Annotated in this window: 17 protein-coding genes and 3 pseudogenes; 9 read left to right on the top strand and 11 right to left on the bottom strand. The window is 62.7% G+C overall.

Annotation, left to right across the window (positions count from 1 at the left end; genetic code table 11):
- Window positions 1–93: 93 nt before the first annotated feature.
- Genes GFS60_RS00705 through GFS60_RS00695 form a run of 3 tightly spaced genes read right to left on the bottom strand, consistent with a single transcriptional unit; the run spans window position 94 to window position 2,679 of the window.
- A complete protein-coding gene (locus tag GFS60_RS00705) occupies window positions 94–564 on the bottom strand; it encodes a hypothetical protein (RefSeq protein WP_236603335.1) in 471 nt (156 codons plus the stop codon).
- On the bottom strand, window positions 561–2,069 hold the full coding sequence (locus GFS60_RS00700; protein ID WP_159918548.1) for a CoA-acylating methylmalonate-semialdehyde dehydrogenase: 1,509 nt from the start codon (window positions 2,067–2,069) through the stop codon (window positions 561–563). Before GFS60_RS00700 ends, GFS60_RS00705 begins: the two co-directional genes overlap by 4 nt.
- Before the next feature lie 46 nt (window positions 2,070–2,115).
- On the bottom strand, window positions 2,116–2,679 hold the full coding sequence (locus GFS60_RS00695; protein ID WP_109325606.1) for a cupin domain-containing protein: 564 nt from the start codon (window positions 2,677–2,679) through the stop codon (window positions 2,116–2,118).
- Window positions 2,680–3,023: 344 nt separating this feature from the next.
- Between GFS60_RS00695 and GFS60_RS00690 the strand changes: the two genes are divergently transcribed.
- The gene (locus GFS60_RS00690) at window positions 3,024–3,962 is read left to right on the top strand and encodes an alpha/beta hydrolase (protein WP_159918547.1); all 939 of its coding nucleotides are present in this window, start codon (window positions 3,024–3,026) and stop codon (window positions 3,960–3,962) included.
- 6 nt (window positions 3,963–3,968) lie between these two features.
- Here the strand turns inward: GFS60_RS00690 and GFS60_RS00685 are convergent.
- From GFS60_RS00685 to GFS60_RS00670, 5 genes and pseudogenes are all read right to left on the bottom strand, one after another.
- A pseudogene (locus GFS60_RS00685) lies at window positions 3,969–4,141 on the bottom strand (integrase core domain-containing protein); the annotation flags it as partial.
- 272 nt (window positions 4,142–4,413) lie between these two features.
- A complete protein-coding gene (locus tag GFS60_RS39870; RefSeq protein WP_268962528.1) occupies window positions 4,414–4,542 on the bottom strand; it encodes a hypothetical protein in 129 nt (42 codons plus the stop codon).
- A gap of 25 nt (window positions 4,543–4,567) precedes the next feature.
- A complete protein-coding gene (locus GFS60_RS00680) occupies window positions 4,568–4,930 on the bottom strand; it encodes a hypothetical protein (protein ID WP_159918546.1) in 363 nt (120 codons plus the stop codon).
- Window positions 4,931–5,112: 182 nt separating this feature from the next.
- Entirely contained in the window at window positions 5,113–5,574 is a 462-nt protein-coding gene (locus GFS60_RS00675) for a DUF3237 domain-containing protein (protein ID WP_159918545.1), read from the bottom strand.
- Window positions 5,571–6,053, bottom strand: a complete 483-nt coding sequence (locus GFS60_RS00670) for a nuclear transport factor 2 family protein (RefSeq protein ID WP_159918544.1) — start codon at window positions 6,051–6,053, stop codon at window positions 5,571–5,573. The genes GFS60_RS00675 and GFS60_RS00670 overlap by 4 nt, the downstream gene beginning before the upstream one ends.
- Window positions 6,054–6,339: 286 nt before the next feature.
- On the opposite strand from GFS60_RS00670, the gene GFS60_RS00665 reads away from it, so the two are divergent.
- Both GFS60_RS00665 and GFS60_RS00660 read left to right on the top strand, forming a co-directional pair.
- Window positions 6,340–7,374 (top strand): NADP-dependent oxidoreductase, encoded by a 1,035-nt coding sequence (locus GFS60_RS00665; protein WP_109325597.1) that lies wholly within the window; start codon window positions 6,340–6,342, stop codon window positions 7,372–7,374.
- A gap of 486 nt (window positions 7,375–7,860) precedes the next feature.
- Window positions 7,861–8,186, top strand: a pseudogene (locus tag GFS60_RS00660) (helix-turn-helix domain-containing protein).
- A 153-nt stretch (window positions 8,187–8,339) separates the two neighbouring features.
- Here GFS60_RS00660 and GFS60_RS40265 read toward each other — a convergent pair.
- Window positions 8,340–8,603, bottom strand: a pseudogene (locus GFS60_RS40265) (aromatic-ring hydroxylase C-terminal domain-containing protein); the annotation flags it as partial.
- A 310-nt stretch (window positions 8,604–8,913) separates the two neighbouring features.
- Between GFS60_RS40265 and GFS60_RS00655 the strand changes: the two are divergent.
- Complete coding sequence (locus GFS60_RS00655) at window positions 8,914–9,171, top strand: hypothetical protein (protein WP_236603334.1); 258 nt, start codon at window positions 8,914–8,916, stop codon at window positions 9,169–9,171.
- 337 nt (window positions 9,172–9,508) lie between these two features.
- On the opposite strand, the gene cofC is transcribed toward GFS60_RS00655, so the two are convergent.
- Window positions 9,509–10,204 carry a 2-phospho-L-lactate guanylyltransferase gene (cofC, locus tag GFS60_RS00650; protein ID WP_159918543.1) on the bottom strand — a complete coding sequence of 232 codons (696 nt, stop codon included), beginning with the start codon at window positions 10,202–10,204 and terminating at the stop codon, window positions 9,509–9,511.
- Window positions 10,201–12,711 (bottom strand): bifunctional FO biosynthesis protein CofGH, encoded by a 2,511-nt coding sequence (locus GFS60_RS00645; protein ID WP_159918542.1) that lies wholly within the window; start codon window positions 12,709–12,711, stop codon window positions 10,201–10,203. The genes cofC and GFS60_RS00645 overlap by 4 nt, the downstream gene beginning before the upstream one ends.
- 1,693 nt (window positions 12,712–14,404) lie before the next feature.
- Here GFS60_RS00645 and GFS60_RS00640 point away from each other — a divergent pair.
- Genes GFS60_RS00640 through GFS60_RS00620 form a run of 5 tightly spaced genes read left to right on the top strand, consistent with a single transcriptional unit; the run spans window position 14,405 to window position 20,145 of the window.
- Window positions 14,405–15,409, top strand: coding sequence for an LLM class flavin-dependent oxidoreductase (locus GFS60_RS00640; RefSeq protein ID WP_159918541.1), 1,005 nt, complete (start codon window positions 14,405–14,407; stop codon window positions 15,407–15,409).
- A 27-nt stretch (window positions 15,410–15,436) separates the two neighbouring features.
- Window positions 15,437–16,210: an enoyl-CoA hydratase-related protein gene (locus GFS60_RS00635; RefSeq protein ID WP_159918540.1), complete on the top strand. Its 774-nt coding sequence runs from the start codon at window positions 15,437–15,439 to the stop codon at window positions 16,208–16,210.
- 8 nt (window positions 16,211–16,218) lie between these two features.
- Window positions 16,219–17,382, top strand: coding sequence for an acyl-CoA dehydrogenase family protein (locus GFS60_RS00630; RefSeq protein WP_159926763.1), 1,164 nt, complete (start codon window positions 16,219–16,221; stop codon window positions 17,380–17,382).
- Window positions 17,375–18,538: an acyl-CoA dehydrogenase family protein gene (locus GFS60_RS00625; protein ID WP_159918539.1), complete on the top strand. Its 1,164-nt coding sequence runs from the start codon at window positions 17,375–17,377 to the stop codon at window positions 18,536–18,538. Before GFS60_RS00630 ends, GFS60_RS00625 begins: the two co-directional genes overlap by 8 nt.
- Window positions 18,535–20,145, top strand: a complete 1,611-nt coding sequence (locus GFS60_RS00620; protein WP_159918538.1) for an AMP-binding protein — start codon at window positions 18,535–18,537, stop codon at window positions 20,143–20,145. The genes GFS60_RS00625 and GFS60_RS00620 overlap by 4 nt, the downstream gene beginning before the upstream one ends.
- Window positions 20,146–20,171: the final 26 nt, after the last annotated feature.

Raw genomic sequence — 20,171 nt, 5'->3', positions numbered from 1 at the left:
TTGAAATGCCAACTCGCGGTGCAGTTCTGGTCCCGGTTCCTCACCCCACATTCACAAATGGTGGAAGGCATTCGGGAGGCAGCGCTCGCGGCGCTATGGTGTGCTTTCGGTCGGGGTTATGAGCTGTAGCAGTACGTCGATTCCAGGTGGCTCGGTCCATACATGCTCTGAGTCGGCGATGAGGAAAGGAGCTCCGATCGGGTCCGGTCGTCCGGGCCCGCGGATCGTGCATCCAGCGAGATCGAGCTCTCTCGCGTTTCCGTCGAACCGCAACGCAATGTGGTCGAGCTTCGCCGAGGCTCGGCCCAGTGCGAGATCGAGAACCTTTGGATCGTCGATGGTGTATAGCTCGATATTGGCCGAGGCTACGGCGAGAAACGTCGCGCGGATGGCGAGAGATGGTGCCTCGAAAGTATGCGCGATGCTGACGTTGAATCTGCTCTGCCAACGTGTGGTGGCCAACTCGAGGTCGCGGACAAGTATCCCCACATGATCCAGCCGCGGAGTGCCTTCTTCCCGAGCATCGTCGGAAGGCGAGGATGGGGAGCGGTCGATCATCGTCATTGATGCCTCGCGGCGACGAAATGAGGAGACACGCCCATTCGGGGTTCAGTCCAACGTTGGGTGACTACCTTGGACTTGGTATAGAAGCGATATGCATCGTAGTTGAGCCCATCATCGCCAAATCGCGAGTCGCCCCAACCTCCGAATCCGAACCAAGAGATCGGAACTGGAATGGGAACGTTGATCCCGACGCTTCCGGCCTGGACGCTGTGAGCGAACCGGCGACCGGCCACTCCACTTGCGGTGAAGATGGTCGCACCATTGCCATACGGGCTGGCGTTCACAATGCGAAGTGCTTCGTCGAGATCATCGACGCGGACCACACTCAGAATCGGTCCGAACACCTCCTTCTGATAGAGGTCGCTGTCGACGCTTACGTTGTCGACTAAGCTCGGACCGATGAAATAGCCGGCTCCGGACGCTATGTTGACCCGGCCGTCTACAACGACGTTTGCTCCTTGGCTAGGTGCCGCCTCCAACGCACCTCTGACTCGTTCGATGGCGACCTCTGAGATGAGCGGCCCCATGTCGGTGCCTTCGACATTCCCCGGTCCGGTACGGAAGGCTGTGGCCCGCTCAGCGGTCTTGGCAACTAGCTCGTCCGCGACTTCCCCCACCGCTACCGCGATGGGCACGGCCATGCATCGCTGACCGGCGGCGCCGTATGCAGCTGACGCCAGAGCATCCGCCGCTGCGTCCAGGTCGGCGTCAGGCATGACGACCATATGGTTGTTCGCACCACCCAGTGCCTGAACCTTCTTGCCGGCAGCGGCGGAACGGCTGTAGATCTCACGCGCAACCGGGGTGGAGCCCACGAAGGAAACGGCAGCGACGTCCGGGTGTTCGATCAACGCGTTCACCGCGTCAACGCCACCGTGCACGACGTTGAAGACACCGTCGGGTAGCTCGGCTTCGGCGAGCAGTTGCGCCAGCCGCACCGAGGCGGATGGCACTCTCTCGCTTGGTTTGAGCACGAACGAGTTACCGCAGGCGATCGCGGCCGCGAACATTGACACCGGCACCATGATGGGGAAGTTGAATGGGGTGATACCAGCACACACTCCGAGTGGCTGGCGGAACGAGTATGTGTCGACTCCTCTGGAGACCTGTTCTGCGTACTCACCTTTGAGGTGCTGCACTACCGATATCGCAACTTCGACAGCTTCGACAGAACGGGCGACCTCCCCTCTCGCGTCTGCGAGGGTTTTCCCCTGCTCCGAGGTGATGATCGATGCAAGCTCTTCACTGTGTTCGAGCATCAGGGCGCGGAAGCGGTGGAGAGTGGTCGCGCGGACGGGGGCCGGGGTCGAAGCCCAGGCCCCCGCAGCGCTCCGGGCGCTGGTCACAGCCGCGTCGACGACAGCAGCGCCCCCCAGCTCAACAAGCCTCAATACGTGACCCGTGGCTGGATCGACAACCTCCGACCTCCGCCCGTTCGTCGAGCCGGAGGGGGCGCCAGCGATCCAGTGCGGCACCGTTGCTAGATGGACATCGTTTGTAGTCACAGAAACTCCATAGTCACGAAGAGGCGAGTTGATTGTTTGTGGCCGCTTAGGCTTTGGCGTCCCGAGGGTGCGGCAACTCTGGGAACATCTCCAAGCCATAGTTCGTCTTGAGATTCTCGACCTCTGCGGCTAGCTGCTCCGGAGTGCGCAATTCGCGATCGCGCGCTTCGTAGAAGTACTTGTCGATGCCGCCGCCAGGCTCGAATCCGCTGCTCTCGGGACCCGGAACGAAGATCACGAGGATCCTCGCCTCTTCTCCGACTACCTCGTAGGTATGCCGCTGATCCTTGCGCCCCCAGACGAATTGACCCGCGCCGGCATTGTAGGACCCGGCTTCGGTGTGGATCTTGATCTCACCGTCCATCACGAAGAAGCCTTCCTCTTCGCGGTGATGGATGTGCCAGACCGGCTCGGTTCCGCGGACCCAGTTGGTCTCGATGATGATCAGCTGGCCATTGGTGGTTTCACCGGTCGCATGAATCCAGAAATCTACACCGGTCATGAAGTCGCCGGTCATGTTGAAATGCACATCGCTGCGGTGGGAGACGTAGCTCTCGCCGTCTCGGTTTGTCGTCGGTTGAATCTGGTCGACATCGGACTTCGTGACCATGAGGGTCCCTTTCGTTGCTTGCCGTGGTGATGAGTGGCGTCACGGCTCGGACATTTTTGAGATTAGACTCACAGTCGAGAAGAGTCAACACTATGTCGGTTAATGAAGAAGCGGCAGCTCAGAGTGGCGATAGCCGGGCGCGGGCCAGTGCCAGACGACCGCCGCTGCGCATTACTCGACACAATGTTGACGAACGCCAACGCTAAGTGCAGAGTTGATACACCGGCGTGTGACCCGACTAGTCGAGGGTCGTACGCATCTGACAGCAGCTCTGACAGGAGACGACTGGTGAGTCCGCTACGAGAGCCCGTAGGTGCCGCGACGAACATCTATGCAGGACATTCATGAGTAATCTGCACCCTCAGGTACTCGAGTTGCTGGCGTCCCTATCAACGAATCCGCCGGCGCAGCCATGGGAAGTACCCATCGCCGCGTACAGGGCGGTCGGCGAAAAGTTGATCGGCTTGGCGGGTGATCTCAATCCACATTGCGACGTGAGGGACTTAGAGATTCCCCTCCGCGGAAGGGTAGTGAAGGCCCGGAGTTACTCTCCGAAAGGCGCGACCACAGCAGTGCCGGGTGTCGTGTACTTCCACGGTGGCGGTTTCGTCAGGGGCAGCCTGGAGTCTCATGACCGACTGTGTCGCGAGTTGAGCGTCCAGGGCGCTCTCCGTGTGATCTCGGTGGCGTATCGCCTTGCGCCCGAAAACACTTATCCGAGCGCTCACGCAGATGCGATCGAGTCCTTTTGCTGGGTAGCCGATCGTTCTGATGAGCTGAGAATTGACGGCGAGGCGCTGGCGGTTGCTGGAGACTCCTCTGGGGGGATGCTCGCAGCGGCGACCGCAGCGACTCTCAGCGCACGTACAGACGGTGCGTCGGTCAAGGCGCAGGGACTTCTGTGCCCAGTGCTAGATCTGACTCTGAGTAGTGACTCCGTGAACCGATACGGGTCGGCGCCTCTTCTTACGCGTGCCGCACTCGAATGGTGTATCGATCAGTACGTGCCCGACGTGGGGCTTCGGGAGTCGCCGGAAGTCTCGCCGTTGTTCAGTACGAATCTGAACAACGCCCCGCCTGCGCTCATCGTCAACGCAGAGATTGACCCAGTCTCAGATGATGCCAGTCGATATGCATCTAAATTGCAGGCTTCGGGCGTTGCAGTCGTCCAGCGCGAGTATGCGGGCATGCCTCACAGCTTCTTTCTACTAGCCGGCGTGGTGGATGAGGGAAAGCGTGCTATTACTGGCTTCGCGGAAGGGTTGTCCAAGTTGCTGCGCTAGGCGATCTGAAGCGTGGGGTCGACGGTAGCGATAGCGGACGTTCCATACGACGACGGCCTCTGATCGTTGAATTTCGCTGATCCAGTCGCGGGCGTAGAGGAATCCCTCGCGGAGAATCCGGTTGTAGCGCTCTACCTTGCCGTTGTGTCGTGGGTGTAGGACCGGATGAACTGGTGACGGGTGCGGAAGCTGCCCATTTCGTTGGCGACGTGGGTGATTGGGTGCGTGCGGCAGCTTTCGACGAGTCGGCGTCGGCCTTCTTCCGACAACGGGGCGCTGCTGTGGGTCACTGACGGGACTCGTGTCTGTAGTGCTTAAGTTGCTGACGCGCATAAGCATCCCGCCTCAGATCCGGCACTACGAGTGATTCGGTGTCAGCTCTGACGCAGAGGTGGCTGGGCTGGCGTCTCGCGATCGAACGCCCGGTACCGCCGAGCGACTTTGCGCCCCTTCAGATCGACCAGTCGAGGGCTGTTCGGCGGTTGAGGTAGGCGTCATCCATCAGCTCGAGAAGGTGTCCCTGAGCGACCTGGGTGCGAATCCCGCTGGCGATGTCTGTGATCTGAACGCTGTTCTGCACGATCTAGGTTGGCCTATGGCGGCGATCAGGTGGTCTCTCGCCTTGCGGGCGCTTCGAACGCGCGCTCCCAATGATCCGTCGTGGTCGACTCGGCTGCGAAGTCCACGGTGGCGAGCCTTGTCGGCGAGAGTGCGCGCTGCTCCGTCCTGCTCGGGGCAGACGGGCAGGACTGTGATGTGGATGGGAGAGAGCCAGAACGGGAGGCGGCCTGCATAACGTTCGAGTAGTGCTGCAGTGACGCGCTGAATTTGCTCAGATGGCCGGAACGCTCGTGCAGCGTCCGCTTCCCGAGCACCGGCGAGAACACGCCGAGACAGCCATCGGCGAACGCGAGTTCCTTGGCCAGCTTCTGCAACTCCTCGCGGATAACGGCCCTCGGGGGAGCCACAACGAAAGACCTGAACCGGCAAGCGGATCGGTAGCGAATATGTCCGCGGCTCGGATTCGCTAACGGGCTGCGTGGCTTGCTTGGCGGTCTATGCCACGCCTTCCAACTTCGCGCGAAAGCGGCGGGCCGCACCTCACACTTACATGTGATGTGCGGCCCGCCGGCTGCAGTCCCGGTTCCTCCTACTGCAGGCCTACGCGAAAGACCTGAAACTCGATGACGGGTCCGGGTGTAATTCGCCCTTGTCCCACGAAGATAGTCTGGTTGACCCAGCCGTACCTAGCGTCCCCGCACTCGAGGCGCGGAGTGGTGACAAAGTAGTGGTCGCCGAAGTTCGTGCTCGAGTCCCCGCCGGTCAAGGCGGCTGCCGCAGCTTCGGTCACCTCAACCAGGCCCTGGTAGCTCATGTAGATGACGGCACCGTCGTCGGTATTGAACTGAGCGCGCACATCCAGCCGCCCGAATCCGTCATCTCCAGCCAGGAGCCAGTCACCGCCGCCGATGGCTGCTGTACCGCTCAGTCGATCGCCCGTTACAGTGCCGCCGGTAACGGGGAGGACCTGCCGCACGCCGTACGGCCCAGGACCGACGACCTGCGGCGCAGCGAGTTCTGCGGTGTACGAAAATTCCGGGATGAGCTTCACTTGCTTACCTCCAGGCCTGCGGCTGCCATCACCTGGGACATACCTTCGGCAATGACTTCGACGCCGAAGGCTTGTTCGACGATATTTGGATCGAAGTACTCGCGAATCAAGACCACCTTGCCGCCTCTGATTCGCATGTGTGTGCAGTAGGTGTTCGCGTACACGTTTCCGTTCTGCGTCACGGTCGCCTCTCCGTGTAGCTCGAGCACAAACAGCTCGGGATCTGTCGTGTCGTGCACAACCAGCGAGTCGATCTTCAGGTCGGGCACGGACTTGAAGAACCAGTCGATGAAGTGGCCGATGAGTTGGCGTCCGGGGACCGATTTCGCGAGCGGCTCGGGGGCGAACGGCATCTCCCAAACAGCATCTTCCGCGAACCAGTCTTTCCAAGACTCCAGCTCTTTCCCGGTCGGCGGCCCGCTATCGAGGTCGCCCCAAAAACCATCTACTACCTTGCGATTCTCCGCTTGTGTACTCACAGTCGCCTCCTTGGTGGGCTCTGGCGACGACTGATGTGCCAGCCGCCGTAGCCTTAAAGAATGCCCGTCATGTCGGTGATAGTCAACAGTGTGTCGACACTATTCGGCGACAGGCGCGCCGAGTCTCCACCACACTGTGGACAGTGTGTTGACTATGATCAACTGTGAGTCTAATCTCAGGGTGGTCGGCCCAATGAGCGACTGGACAGAGTGCCCGCGAAGCCGCATTCCGGCGGGCTCGAGAGGCATTCCGCTTTGGCATTTATGCGCCCCTTAAGGAGATGTGATGAGTACTTTGACCAACCGGCTCTACCGATTGCGGAGTCGTCCGGAGGGGGAAGTAACCGCCGAAAATTTAGAATGGTTGGAAGAGCCGGTTGCCGATATCCTTGATGGGCAAGCGCTGATCCGAACGCACTACTTATCGGTCGACCCCACAAATCGTGTGTGGATGAGCGCGATGCGTTCCTATATCCCCCCGGTCGAATTGAACGCCGTCATGCGCGGGGCCGGTGTGGGACGGGTCGTCGCCAGCCGACGTGACGATCTTCCTGTCGGCTCGTTTGTTGTGGGATTGACTGGCTGGCAGGACTATTGCGTAGCTGATGCAGCGACTGAAGACATGTCATTCACAGTCCTACCCGATCCGCTACCGGCCCCCCTCCCCGCGTTCGTCGGAGTCATGGGCCACACCGGAATATCGGCGTACCTCGGCGTTGAGTTCGGTGATCCTCGACCGGGAGAGACTTTTTTCGTATCCGCCGCGGCCGGAGCAGTGGGCTCTATTGCAGGTCAGCTCGCAAAGCGTCGGGGTGCCCGAGTGGTCGGTATCGCAGGTGGCGCCGAGAAATGTCGTTACCTGGTGGAGGAGTTGGGGTTCGACGCTTGTATTGACCGACATGCTGGTGACTGGCAGAAGCAACTCGACGACGCCACACCTGAAGGTATCGACGTGGACTTCGAAAATGTTGGCGGCGAGATCATGGACCACGTTTTCGGCCGACTGAACATTGGGGCACGAATCACGCTCTGCGGGTTGGTTTCCGAGTACAACGACTATAATGGAGACAACGCCCAACGCGGCCTACGTAATGTCAGTCAGCTGCTTATGCAGCGGGCAACTTTGCGAGGGTTCATCGTTTTCGATCACGTGGATCGGTACGCAGAAATCATTGGACAGCTGTCGCTGGCTCTCAGTGCCGGCACGCTGCGCTCCGCGGAGACCGTGGTCGACGGTCTGGAGCATGCGAGACATACTCTCAACCGCAGTCTCGCCGGCGAGAACAAAGGGAAGGTCGTGGTCAAGGTGATCACCGACTAACCGAACGACGGTAGATGGCTGGGCGTACCAGTCAAGTCGCCCCGGGCGCGCCTCTCCCTCATCGACTTGCCTGGCGATGCCCTGCTCGGCTGGCGGTTGAGCACTCGAGCCCCCCGGGCAGCTTCGCACCGGTCTCCTTGAACGATCCTCAGTGCGGCAATCGATTACGTCGGTTTCATGGTGTTCTGCCGCTTGCTGGTGCCTCATAGGCTTGACTCGACAAATCGACCGCGGCGCGGTTCTTTTCGGGGGTGGTCCACGTATCGGATGGTGTATGCGTTCGGCCCTGCGGCGTACCGAGGCCTCGAAGCTCGACCTGGTCGATCTGCGTCGTAATCGGCTATCCCGCCAGGTTCTCCCAGGAGCAGGTGGGGCACTCGCATGCGGCGGCGACCGCGATCTGTACCGGTGTGTCTAACGAATTCCGCAATCAGATGCTGGTGCTTCATTGAAGGGCCGGCTCGGCACCGACTGGGATGTGAAGTGGTGAACAAGAAGATGGGTTACCGCTGGAGGCTTCGGGATTTGATGGCTGACCAGCAGATGTTCCAGACCTCGAATCTGTTGCCGTTGCTCGCCGAGCGTGGCATCACCTTGTCCCGAGAACAGGTCTATCGGCTGGTGACCCAGCCTCCACAACGGCTGAGCATGGATATGCTGGTCGCGCTCTGTGACATCCTCGGCTGCACGCCGACGACCTGATCGAACCCGAGGTCGTCAACCAGCAGATCCGTAAAACGGTTGGTGTCGAACACGAATCGATCAGTATCGAACCGCGTCGAAACGTGATTCGAAGGCCTGGTCGAAAGTGACGCCGCACCGATAAAGCTCCTCAAGCGCCGCACACCCGAGGGCCGGTGCTGTGAGCGGTGAATGGAACGGGTCGAGCAGCGAGCGTGGGCGCGGTGTGGCCAGATCGGTAGAATCGTCGCCCGCCGCCAGGAGGGCCGGTTCTGCCGCGCGGGTTACAGCCTCGAGCCTGCCCGTCGGAACGAGTGTTCACGGTGCGGTAAATCGGCTGAGATCAGCACCCGCAGCGAGGACTGCTCCCCGCTGTGCAACGGCTGCACCTCGCGTCCAAAAGCCGTGCCTGCATTGCGGCCGAGTATGGCCCGCGACGCTGTCCTGTTCGGGGTGGCGAACCATCGGGTGGCAGCAAGGTCGAAGTCGTCGTAATCTTCTGTGGCACTAGCCCAGGCGACACCGCCGTCGGGTCGGATGAGCCGAGCGGTGAGGCCACGGTTGTTGCGTACGGACTATCCAGTACCGGATTGGCCTGCCCATCTCTGACTGAACACCCCTCCTGGTTCTCCTACCCCTGGGAGTGGACACCCCGGCAATGGTTCGTAGGAGTTTTGCTGGGACGCGGCCGTGGCATTGAACCTCGGCATCAGTGGCGAGACGCTGCGGACCTGGGAAAACGGTGGACAAGACCACCAACGAGAAGTTGACTGGATCATCTCCTCGAGGGACGCCGCAACCACACATCGTTCGCGCCGACCAGCAGGCTAGGCCACGGTCGCCATCATTCTCGGCTTAATGCCGACCGAGATCGACACCACGGAGAGCCAGATGGATACCTACGACCATGCGTTGTTGGACTTTGCCCTACGGTGGAGCGGCTATGGTGGTGGTGACTATTACATCTTCACTGAGTTCGGAATACCCCCCAGAGTTTTCTACCAACGCGTGCTGTGGATGGTGGAAAAGCGGCTCGCCTCCAGCCTCGACCTGACCATGAGACAGCAACTTCGGGAACACTGCCTTGCGAAGTTAACTTCGTTTCAAAAACCGTGATGACAGCGTAGAAGTCGACGCAGCAGCATCGTGGAGAACTGGCCGATTGGTGCCGCACCGTATAGCGCTCAATGTAACCGCCCGCATCGGCACACCCAAAAGCCCGAATCAACCCTGACTGCGCCGCCTCCGACCCAGTTGTGGGCAAGGGCGGTGATGGCGATCAGGACCGCGGCGTCCGGGGCGGTCATCAGGTCGGCGTCGACACGGCGCGCAATTTCGGCGGCGAGTTCGGCACTAAGCGACCCGGCTGCTTCGGCTTTGAGGACCTCGTGGAACCGGCGAGTTAACCGAGTCCAGCCGACAGGGCAAACCGGGGCTGAGCGCCGTTCTGCGGTCAGAGGGTCCGTCTTAGCCTTCGTTTCTGAACGATGCCGGTGCAGGAGTGAGGTGCACGGTGGGCATCGAGCGAGAAGCTTTGGAGTTCGTCGTTGGTAGTCAGCAGTCGTTGAGTATGCCGGCCGACCCCCATCCGGGCGGCACGGGCCAGATCGTCGATGGTGTCGACATCCTGACGCAGAGAGGGAACACCAAGCAAGATTGGGTGGTAACCCAACCCCACGTGTCGCTGCGCCGAGTCGTTTCCGAACGCCGTGCTGAAGGTGTCCTGCCGGGTGGTCAGGAATGTTGTGCCCTTGCCTGTCGAGTCAGGCACGAAGGTGCGAGGCAGTCGGCTGGCCGCGCCAAGAGCGGTGTCAACGTCGATTGTGCGCAGCGCTGGCAGGTCGGGCAGGATGACAGCGTAATCGCCTTGGTGGCCAAGGTCGCGCAGCCACCGCTGGCCGGTCACAACTGCGTCGTCGATCCCACTTCCCTGGTCCTCGATGACCGGAACACCGATTGTTTCCGACAATTCGGTATCCCTGCTGACGACGACTACCGAGGAAATGTGAGGACTGGCCGCCAGGGCGGCCAGCGTGTCCCGAAGGAAGGCCAGAGCAAGATCTTCCCGGCAGGCGACCGCAAGGCGGGTCTTGGCGACCTCGAGGCTTCTGAATGGCACGGTAATTGCCCACTCTGCTTGACCGCTCATGAGCGTGTCGGACCGTGGGTGGTGGTGCGCTCGCGTGCCGCGCGGCCGATCCCCTCGGCGATGGCCCGTAGTTCGGCGACGGTCTTCTCGGAACCGTGCTCGGACCCGGCCATCCGGGAGATGGTTTCCTCCATCAGGGTGCCGCCGAGATCGTTGGCACCGCCCTGCAACATCACCTGAGTACCCGTGACACCGAGCTTGACCCAACTGGTCTGAATGTTCGGGATCCGCCCGTGCAGCATGATCCGGGCCAGCGCGTGCATCGCGCGGTTGTCGCGGTTCGTCGGGCCCGGACGCGAGGCACCCGCAAGATACAGCGGCGCGCTCTGATGCACGAACGGCAACGGCACGAACTCGGTGAAACCACCGGTCCGGTCCTGGATCCCGGACAGCACCCGCAGATGCCCCACCCAGTGCTTCGGGTTGTCGACATGGCCGTACATCATCGTCGAACTCGACCGCAGCCCCACCTCGTGCGCGGTGGTGACCACCTCCACCCAGGTGGCCGTGGGCAACTTCCCCTTCGTCAGCACCCAGCGGACCTCGTCGTCGAGGATCTCCGCGGCCGTGCCCGGGATGGTGTCCAGACCCGCCTCCCGCAATTCGGTGAGCCAGTCCCGGATGCTCTGCCCACCCTTGGCGGCACCGTTGACGATCTCCATCGGGGAGAACGCATGCACGTGCATCGACGGCACCCGCTTCTTCACCGCCCGCACCAGATCGGCGTACCCGGTGACCGGCAGCTCCGGATCGATACCCCCCTGCATGCAGACCTCGGTGGCCCCGGCGACGTGCGCTTCCCAGGCCCGGTCCGCGACCTCGGACGTCGACAGGGTGAACGCATCCGCATCACCCTTGCGTTGCGCGAACGCGCAGAACCGGCAGCCGGTGTAGCAGATGTTGGTGAAGTTGATGTTCCGGTTCACCACATACGTGACCTCGTCGCCGACCGCCTCCTGGCGCAGGGCGTCGGCCAGCGCCACCATCGCCTCGAGACCCGGACCCTCGGCCGTGGCCAACGCCAGGTACTCGTCGTCGGTGCATCCGGCCGGGTCGCGTTCGGCGCTGCGCAACGCCGCCAGCACATCGGTGTCCACCCGCACCGGGCCACTGAGTTCGAGGACCTGCTCACGGACGGTCTCCCAGTCCCCGAACGCACTGCCCAGATCGCTGCGGGTATCGGTGTTGCGGCCGTCGGTGTCGATTCCGGTGTGCAGATCCACCCGCCCGGTCGACTCCCACGACTCGTCCGGCTCCTGCCACGGCAACCCGACCGGGACCGTCTCCGGCCGCGCCAACCCCGTATCCGGGTCGGCGAGGGCCTGCACGTGCCCGAGGATCCGCGGATCGATCCACGGCGAGCCGGCGAGCACGAACTGTGGCTGCGCCGCCGTGCGTTCGGTGAGCACGAACCCGGCCTGCGCGGTGATCTCGGCCAGGGTGTCCAGATTCGGCCACGGCCGTTCGGGGTTCACATGGTCCGGGGTCAACGGCGACACCCCACCCCAGTCGTCGACACCGGCACCGAGCAACGCCGCACATTCGGTGTTCGAGACCAGGTTGGGCGGTGACTGGATCCGCATCCCCGGACCGAGCAGCAACCGCGATACCGCAATCGACGCCAGAAATTCGTCGAGACCGGCATCGGGGACATCGCGCATCGCGGTATCCGGTTTGGCCAGGAAGTTCTGGATGATCACTTCCTGAATGTGCCCGAACGCCTTGTGCGATTTGCGGATCGCCATGATCGACTCGGCCCGCTCGCGCACGCTCTCGCCGATACCCACCAAAATCCCCGTCGTGAACGGCACGTTCAACCGCCCCGCGTCGGTGAGCGTGCGCAGCCGCACCGCCGGATCCTTGTCCGGGCTGCCGTAATGGCATTCACCCTTGTCGGTGAACAACCGGGTGGCCGTGGTCTCGAGCATCATCCCCATCGACGGCGCCACCGGCTTGAGGCGGGAGATCTCTTCCCAGTTCATCACCCCGGGATTCAGGTGCGGCAACAGCCCAGTCTCCTCGAGCACCCGGATCGACATCGCCCGCAGATAGTCGAGCGTCGAATCGTAACCGCGCTCGTCGAGCCACTGCTTGGCCTCGGGCCACCGATCCTCGGGACGATCACCCAACGTGAACAGGGCCTCCTTGCACCCCAGTTCAGCACCCCGGCGGGCGATCTCGAGCACCTCGTCCGGCTCGAGATACGCACCCCGGCCCTCGGCCCGCAGCTTGCCCGGCACGGTCACGAACGTGCAGTAATGACACTTGTCGCGGCACAACCGCGTCAACGGAATGAACACCTTGCGTGAATACGTGACCGCCCCGGGTCTGCCCGCCGCCAGCAACCCCGCATCACGCACCTTCGCCGCCGACGCACACAGATCGACCAGATCATCACCACGCGCCTGCAACAGAACAGTGGCCTCGTCGACATTCAACGTCGCACCGTCCCGGGCACGCCGCAACACACGCCGCATAGCCGACGAAGTCGGAACGTCAGCGGCCATCGAGCACTTTTCAATCACGACATGTCCTGTCTATGACTAGGCGTTCCGAAAGATATTCGGGTTCGGCAGAGATTCGTGCATCAGCAAGTGGTGTACGGTCTGCGAGCGAGCTGAGGCAACCCCTCGTTTTTCAGCCGCACGGATCGCGACCGATGACGGTCGCAGGTCATCATCCCCGGCCGGATGCGTCGACAGCCGCTCCGATACCTCGGCATCTCTTGCGGACGTGCCGTGAAACCGTGCCACTTGCAACGCTCGGGCCCACAACGATCCGGTCCGTGTGCGCGTCACAGACGGGCCGACCACGTCAGGACGATGATCCCGTCAGGACGACCACATGAGGCAGAATACACTGGAACTGAGTTAGCGTCCATGGACCATGCGGATGAGGCAATACGCGAGCGTGAGATCGATGAGAAGCGCGTCACCTGACGGTGGGGCCAGCTGAGCCACACGCCAAAGGCCTACATTGGGTTTCGCGCAAACACCAGAAAACACGCTTGAACTGGAGTTATATGACTCTGACGTTTGCTACGCCCATGCTGGCGAGCATGGTCCGCGATATGAGGCGTGGCATATCCCTAGCGCTGTCGGGTGATGCGTCGGCGACAGAAGCCCCGGTAGTTTATCGTCGTTTGCGTTACTAGTCATTGACTCAGCGCGCGAGCGAGTATTAGGATTCCCGCCGCGTCGCGCATCTACCACTGGTGCATCCCAGGCGGCCTCGCGAGATAATTTCGACGCCGTGCTTGCCCCGCACGACACGACTTTGCCGAACGGCAAGTCCCGGGGTGCCGCCAGCCAGGTATGCGCGATCAGCGGCTAAGTGGACGGACGGGAGCTTTCGCGTTTCCGAGGCCGCAACACATACGCATAGCCGAGGACTTGACGCGAGAGTGGGTCCGTTACGAGTCATCACCCCTCACTTTCAGCCAGACACGTCGACCCGACCCGTACACCACTCCACGAAACCTGCCCTAAGAGGGGAGACGTCCATGCCCGTCCTGCTACTTCACGCTGTAGTTGCTTGCACCAGACTCCTGATTCGACCCGACCTCTTGCTATATCGGATGCAGCGCTGCCTGATCCAGGCAGCACAAGCGAGAGTTCGGGCCAGAGAATTCGCGCTCAGCGCGTACCTGGTGGAGACGTTCGACGAGTGATCGGTATCCGATAGTCCCAACCCATCGCTCCAGTCCTTCCGTCGAACACCTCGTGGAGTTGGCCATCGGCATCGGCCCGCTCCATGTCAGGTCCAAATCGTCAGCTACGGACCGAGTACTGCCCGCGGGTCTCGGCCTAGCGGGAAACTGTCGAGCTCCTCGGCGAAGCCCCGGAACGTGTGTGGGGAACGCGAGTGCAGGCGTCGAGCACCTCGCAGTGTCGAGCTCACTTCTGTGAGCGCCTATGGACATTTGGCAACGACAGGCCAGTTGCGTACCCGCCGGGCGCCGGCGGGTCGATGCGATAGAGCACCTGAGTTGCCTCAGCGTTAATAGCCTCTCAGTCCTGCAATAAACGGTGATTCGTCGACGTGCGTAGAGCAACTCGGTCGCTCTACGGTCCGACCCTAACCTCGAAATCTGTCCGTGCATCAAAGATTCGAGAGGCGAGAAAAAGTTATTACTCATTGACAATGCCTGCTCCAAGAGCCACACTTTGTGATGTCAGACACCATCAATTCCGAGGACGTATGTCCACCACGACTGAGAGAGACCTGACCATGAAGCTGGGATGCTCGTTCGCAACGTCGCTGGAGACCCCAGAGCACATCCGCATCGCCGAGAGCCTCGGTTACGAAAGGGCGCTCTGCTATGACTCTCCGGCGCTCTATCCGGATGTCTGGATGGAGCTGAACCGGGCCGCGGAATTGACCGACCGGATCGTGCTTGGGACAGGAGTGCTGATCCCTAGCCTGCGGCACCCGATGGTGACGGCTTCAGCGATCACGACCCTCGTGAAGGCCGTGGGAGAGGAGCGCGTGATGGTGGGGATTGGAAGCGGCTTCACGGGGCGCCTGTCCATGGGACAGCCGCCGGTGCCGTGGGCGGCAGTGAAGCACTACGCGCAGACAGTGCAATCCCTCCTGCGTGGTGAGCAGGTTGAGTGGGAGGGGGGGATCATGCAGATGATCCACCCCGATGAGCGCTTCGGCCCGACTCTTCCGATCTCGGTGGCCTGGGGTGTCGCCGGGGAGGGCCCGAAAGGTACCCGAGTCGCGCAGGACCTCGGTGCCGAGCTGTTCCGAATCACCACTCCCGAGCCTGGGTTCGATCGGCAGATGATGATGCTCATTGGGACGGTGCTCGACGAGGGTGAAGACCCGGGTTCCGAGAGGGCGATCGACGCTGCCGGCCACGCCGCCGGGCTCTACCTGCACTGGGCGGTTGAGCACGGCGTGATCGACGAACTGCTCGGCGAGGGCGGACGGGTCTGGGCTGCGGCGTACGACCACATCCCCGAGAACGTTCGCCACATCGCGCTGCACGATCGCCATGTGGTCGGAGTCAACGACATCGACCGACCCTTCATCACCAGTGAGGTGATGGTTGGCGCGGGTGTCGCACTCACGCCGAAGGAGTGGCGCGACAGATTCGCGGAGCTCGAGGAGAGCGGGTGCTCCTTCGTGCATTACCAGCCCGCCGGCCGGGATATCCCCCGCGAGCTCGAGGCATTCGCAGCGGCCTTCAACGGCTGACCGGACCAAAGTGAGGAACCGACAAAAATGAAAGACCTGACATACATCGAGTGGCAGCAGGATGGCCCGGTCGCCACCGTATGGCTGAACCGGCCGCCGGTCAACGCGACCGACGAGCAGTTGTACAGCGAGATCCGCGAGTTCTTCAGCCACACAGTCGACTACATCCCGCATGCCCGGGTCGCTGTGCTCGCCGGCAGTGGTAGGCACTTCTGTGCGGGCAATGACCTCGCCGACTTCCAGACCATGGACCCGGACAACGCGCCGGAACGGTTGAAGCTTGCCCGTGAGGCGTTCTGGGCGATCTACGATTCTCCGCTTCCGGTCATTGCAGCAGTCCACGGTGTGGCGGTGGGGTCCGGACTCGCGATCGCGGGCTCATGCGACCTGGTCATCGCGGCCGAGGGTGCACGATTCGCGACACCCGAGGTTAACGTCGGCGTGTTGGGCGGAGCGAAACACCTCTCGCGACTGGTGCCTCAAGGTCTGGTGCGGCTGATGCACTACACCGGCGACCTCTACCCGGCTGAGAAGCTACTGCCGTACGGCGGGATCGTGGAGATCGTCCCGGAGGAGCAGTTGCTCGAATCCGCGCAAGCCCTGGCGCGTTCGATTGCGCGACACAGCCCGGTGACTCTCGAGCTCGCCAAACGCAGTCTCAACGGCATCGAGTACATGGACCTGAAACTGGGCTACGAGTTCGAACAAGGGCTGACACGCGAACTGTCCGGCTACGAGGATTCCAAAGAGGCGGTCAACGCGTTCCTCGAGCGACGCGCGCCGATCTACACGGGACGTTGAACGTGACGATGACGACACAGGTCGAATCCCTCGACTCCTTCCGAACGCGGGCCAGGGCATGGCTCGCAGAGGCGGAGCCGCCCCATGTACCGCTCGACCTCGACGGCCGGTTCAAGGTGCTGCGACAGTGGCAGAAGTCCCTGTTCGAGGCCGGGTGGATCGGCATCGCTTGGTCGAAGGAGGCGGGCGGCCAGGGACTCTCCCATATGCACCAACTGGTATTCGTCGAGGAACTCGTGCGAGCCAGGGCGCCCCAGCCCATCGGACTCATCGGGCTCGATGTCGTAGGGCCGTCGATCGACCTCTACGGAAGTGACTGGCAGCGTGCCGAACTGCTCCCGCGGCTCCTGTCCGGAGACGACATCTGGTGCCAGGGCTTTTCCGAGCCGAGCGCCGGGTCCGACCTGGCCTCGCTGCGGACCCGGGCGGTGGTCGACGGTGACGATTTCGTGGTCTCCGGCCAGAAGGTCTGGACGAGCTGGGCGCACATGGCGCAATGGTGTGCCCTGCTGGTCCGCACCGACACGTCCGTGCGCAAACAAGCCGGTATCAGCTACCTGCTGGTCGACATGACGAGTCCCGGCATCACGACCAGTCCCATCGAGCAGATGACCGGTGACCGAGAGTTCTGCGAGGTCTTCTTCGACGAGGTCCGAGTACCTCGCCAGAACCTGCTGGGCAGCCTGAACGAGGGATGGTCGATCGCTATGCACACGCTGGGCACCGAACGCGCGGGCGCCACACTGCGACGCCGGGTCGAGTGCGAGGTCGCTTTGGATGACGCGGTCACCCAGCTGCGACAGCGCGGTGCCAACGGCCCAGAGGCCGACCGCAGAGCCCGGGCGGCCATCGGCCGCGCCCACGTCGCATTGCGGGTCCTCGACGCCCAGACGCGTCAGACCACTGCCCGGCTGATCGCCGATGCCGGGCCGACGCCGGTCGATTCCGTTGACAAGCTGCTGCTCAACGAGATCGAGCAGATCGTCTTCTCCGAGATCGCCGGCCTTCTCGGGCCACTGCGCGCGGTACCCGGCTCACGACCACACGGTCTGCAGTCCGAGCGCTGGGCCCACGAGCACTTGTACTCGCGTGCCGCCTCGATCTACGGCGGCACGTCACAGATCCAGCGCAACATCATCGCCGAGCGACTTCTAGGACTTCCCCGTGGCTGACAGCGACCAAAACTCTGCGCAGTTCAGCGCAGCCGTCGACGAGTATCTCACTCGCGCCTACAACGGCGACCGGCGCCGCAAGTTCCTCGAAAGCGGCGGGTGGGAACCAAGTTTCGCCGCTGAGCTGGCCGACCTAGGCTGGTATGCGCTCGCCGTGCCCGAGAGCCATGGCGGTCTCGGCGCACCGCTCTCGGAACTCGGCCCGGTGTTCATGCAGTTCGGACGACACCTCGTCGTCGGTCCGCTGCTCGAGGACATCCTGCTCCCGGCCATGCTGCAAAGGCCCGACGACTGGAATTCAGCACCTGCCGTCGCAGCCTCCGTCGAGACCGGAGTTCCGCTGGCGCTCGTCGACCCCGGCGTCACCACTGATTGGGCCGAAGACCTCGGGTCGGTAACGCTGAGTGAGCAACAGCTCACCGGCACGGTCAACGCGGTCCGTTTCGCCCGGCAGGCGAGCCTGCTGGTGGTGGTCGCAGAAGCGGACACAGGCTCAGCCGTGTGCCTGGTCGATCCGACGGACCCTGGCGTGCGCATCGAGGACCTCGACAGCGCCGACCCCGCGACCGAGTTCGCCCGCGTCGTCCTCAGCGGAGTTCGCGCCGACGGGGTGTCGCCGATCAGACCCGCCGACAACGAACTCGTCGCCCGCATCCGCTCCTGGGCCAGACTTCTCATCGCGTGCGAGCTCAGCGGGGTCGCCCAGCGCAGCCTCGAACACACCGTGGAGTACCTCACCCAGCGTGAACAGTTCGATCGTCCCATTGGGAGCTTCCAGGCCGTCAAACACATCGCGGCCGACATGCACGCGCGGTCGGCCGGCCTGAAGAACCTGTGCCTGGCATCCCTTGCCACTGCAGACCGGGCATCCGTAGCCGAGCTGGACATGCTGGCAGCAACCGCAAAGGCCCATGCCGCTGAAGCGGCGGTGCGCGTCTGCGAGGACGCGATACAACTACATGGCGGCATGGGGTTCACGACCGAGAGCGACGTGAGCTGGTACTACAAGCACGCGCTCGCCCTGCGTGGGTGGTACGGCGACGAGACCGAGCTCCGACAGCGGATCGGTGCCGCCCTGTTGGCCTCCGACTCGACGGCCGATTCCGGCAACTCCGCACGCGACGTCGTACCGAACGAACCAGAGAGGCAGAAGTGAAAGCAACAAGAATCGACGAGGATCGCGTCCGTCGGAACACCGAGGAGGGGTTCTGGGCGGGGAACTTGGTCGACGATTACCTGACCGACGTCGCTATAAAGGCACCGGACAAGGTGGCTGTTATCGACCGGGGTCGGTCCTGGACCTACCGCGAATTGGATCGCACCGTGCACCGCTTCGCCTCCGCGCTGAGTGCACGCGGGGTCGGCCACGGCGAGGTGGTGTCGTGGATGCTCCCGAACTGGGTCGAGGCGATCGTCGTCCATCTAGCCGCGTTGCGGATCGGGGCGGTCAGCAATCCGATCATTCCGATCTACCGGTCCAAAGAGACGGCGTTCATCCTGCGACAGGCGGCATCGAAGGTAGTCGTGGTCCCGGACGAGTTCCGCGGCTTCGACTACCCCGCCATGATCGGCGAGATCCGCGCCGAGGTCCCCGAACTGCAGACCGTCGTCGTGGTGGGCACCGACTCCGACAACACTCACGTCCGGTTCGAAGACCTGCTCGACGAGGGCCAGACCGATCCCGTCGATCACGGCCCGCGCGACGCGAACGACATCGCGTTGCTGCTCTACACCTCCGGCACGACATCGGCGCCCAAGGGCGCATTGCACAGCCACAACACGCTGGACTACGAGAACCGCAGCATCATCGACTTCTTCGGTCTTTCCGCATCCGACGTCGTGTTCATGCCCTCTCCGGTCGGCCACATCATCGGCGTCCTCTACGGAATGCAGCTGCCGTTCATGCTCGGCAGCACCGTCGTCCTCCTCGACATCTGGAAGCCGGAGCAGGCACTGGAGCTCATCCAGGAGCACTCCTGCAGCTTCGTCGTGGCCGCGACCCCGTTCCTCCACGGAATCCTCCACCAGCCATCGCTGTCCGACTACGACACCAGTTCACTGCGCGTCTTCGCCTGCGGGGGGGCCGACGTGCCTCCGGAGTTGATTCGAGCCGCGACCTCGACTCTGAACTGCATGGTCAGCCGAGGTTACGGATCCACCGAATACCCGACCGCCACTGCCAGCAACGAGTCAGACGCCGTCAGCAAGCGAGCACAGACCGACGGGCGGGCCATCGGCGAGGCCGAGCTCCGCCTTGCACCGGACGGAGAGCTCCAGGTACGCGGACCGGAGCTGTTCCTGGGCTATCTCGACAGCTCACTAAATGCCGCCGCCTTCACCCCGGACGGCTGGTTCCGGACCGGTGACCTAGCGCACATCGACGCCGACGGCTTCGTCGAGATCGTCGGCCGGCAGAAGGACATCATCATCCGCGGCGGCGAGAACATCAGCGCCAAAGAGATCGAGGACCACCTGTTCGAGCACCCTCAAATCGCCGATGTCGCTGTCGTGTCCTCGCCAGACCCGGTCCTCGTCGAGCGGGTCTGCGCGGTCGTCGTTCCCGAGCCGGGTGAGAGCGTCACACTGCCCGCGATCGTCGAGTGGCTCGCGGCCCGGCAGATCGCTCGCCAGAAGCTCCCCGAGAGCCTCATTTTGCTCGATGAACTCCCGCGCAACCCCGCCGGCAAGGTGCAGAAATTCAAGCTCCGTGACCTGACACGCGAGAGAGCCGAGTCAGGTCTCGCCGAGCACGTCGTCAGCTGACAACCGATCAACCCACCATTGGAGTG

This window comes from Rhodococcus sp. WAY2 (genome assembly GCF_009859915.1).
Lineage (GTDB): Bacteria > Actinomycetota > Actinomycetes > Mycobacteriales > Mycobacteriaceae > Rhodococcus_F > Rhodococcus_F oxybenzonivorans.
The sequence above is the reverse complement of the archived record's forward strand: the minus strand, read 5'-3'. Positions and strand labels throughout refer to the sequence as shown.

What these genes read in the sequence shown, in the direction of transcription:
- GFS60_RS00705 (WP_236603335.1), bottom strand. Translation starts at nt 564, where the DNA reads ATGACGATGATCGACCGCTCCCCATCCTCGCCTTCCGACGATGCTCGG.
- GFS60_RS00695 (WP_109325606.1), bottom strand. Translation starts at nt 2,679, where the DNA reads ATGGTCACGAAGTCCGATGTCGACCAGATTCAACCGACGACAAACCGA.
- GFS60_RS00690 (WP_159918547.1), top strand. Translation starts at nt 3,024, where the DNA reads ATGAGTAATCTGCACCCTCAGGTACTCGAGTTGCTGGCGTCCCTATCA.
- GFS60_RS00665 (WP_109325597.1), top strand. Translation starts at nt 6,340, where the DNA reads ATGAGTACTTTGACCAACCGGCTCTACCGATTGCGGAGTCGTCCGGAG.
- GFS60_RS00655 (WP_236603334.1), top strand. Translation starts at nt 8,914, where the DNA reads ATGCCGACCGAGATCGACACCACGGAGAGCCAGATGGATACCTACGAC.
- cofC (WP_159918543.1), bottom strand. Translation starts at nt 10,204, where the DNA reads ATGAGCGGTCAAGCAGAGTGGGCAATTACCGTGCCATTCAGAAGCCTC.
- GFS60_RS00645 (WP_159918542.1), bottom strand. Translation starts at nt 12,711, where the DNA reads ATGGCCGCTGACGTTCCGACTTCGTCGGCTATGCGGCGTGTGTTGCGG.
- GFS60_RS00640 (WP_159918541.1), top strand. Translation starts at nt 14,405, where the DNA reads ATGTCCACCACGACTGAGAGAGACCTGACCATGAAGCTGGGATGCTCG.
- GFS60_RS00635 (WP_159918540.1), top strand. Translation starts at nt 15,437, where the DNA reads ATGAAAGACCTGACATACATCGAGTGGCAGCAGGATGGCCCGGTCGCC.
- GFS60_RS00630 (WP_159926763.1), top strand. Translation starts at nt 16,219, where the DNA reads ATGACGACACAGGTCGAATCCCTCGACTCCTTCCGAACGCGGGCCAGG.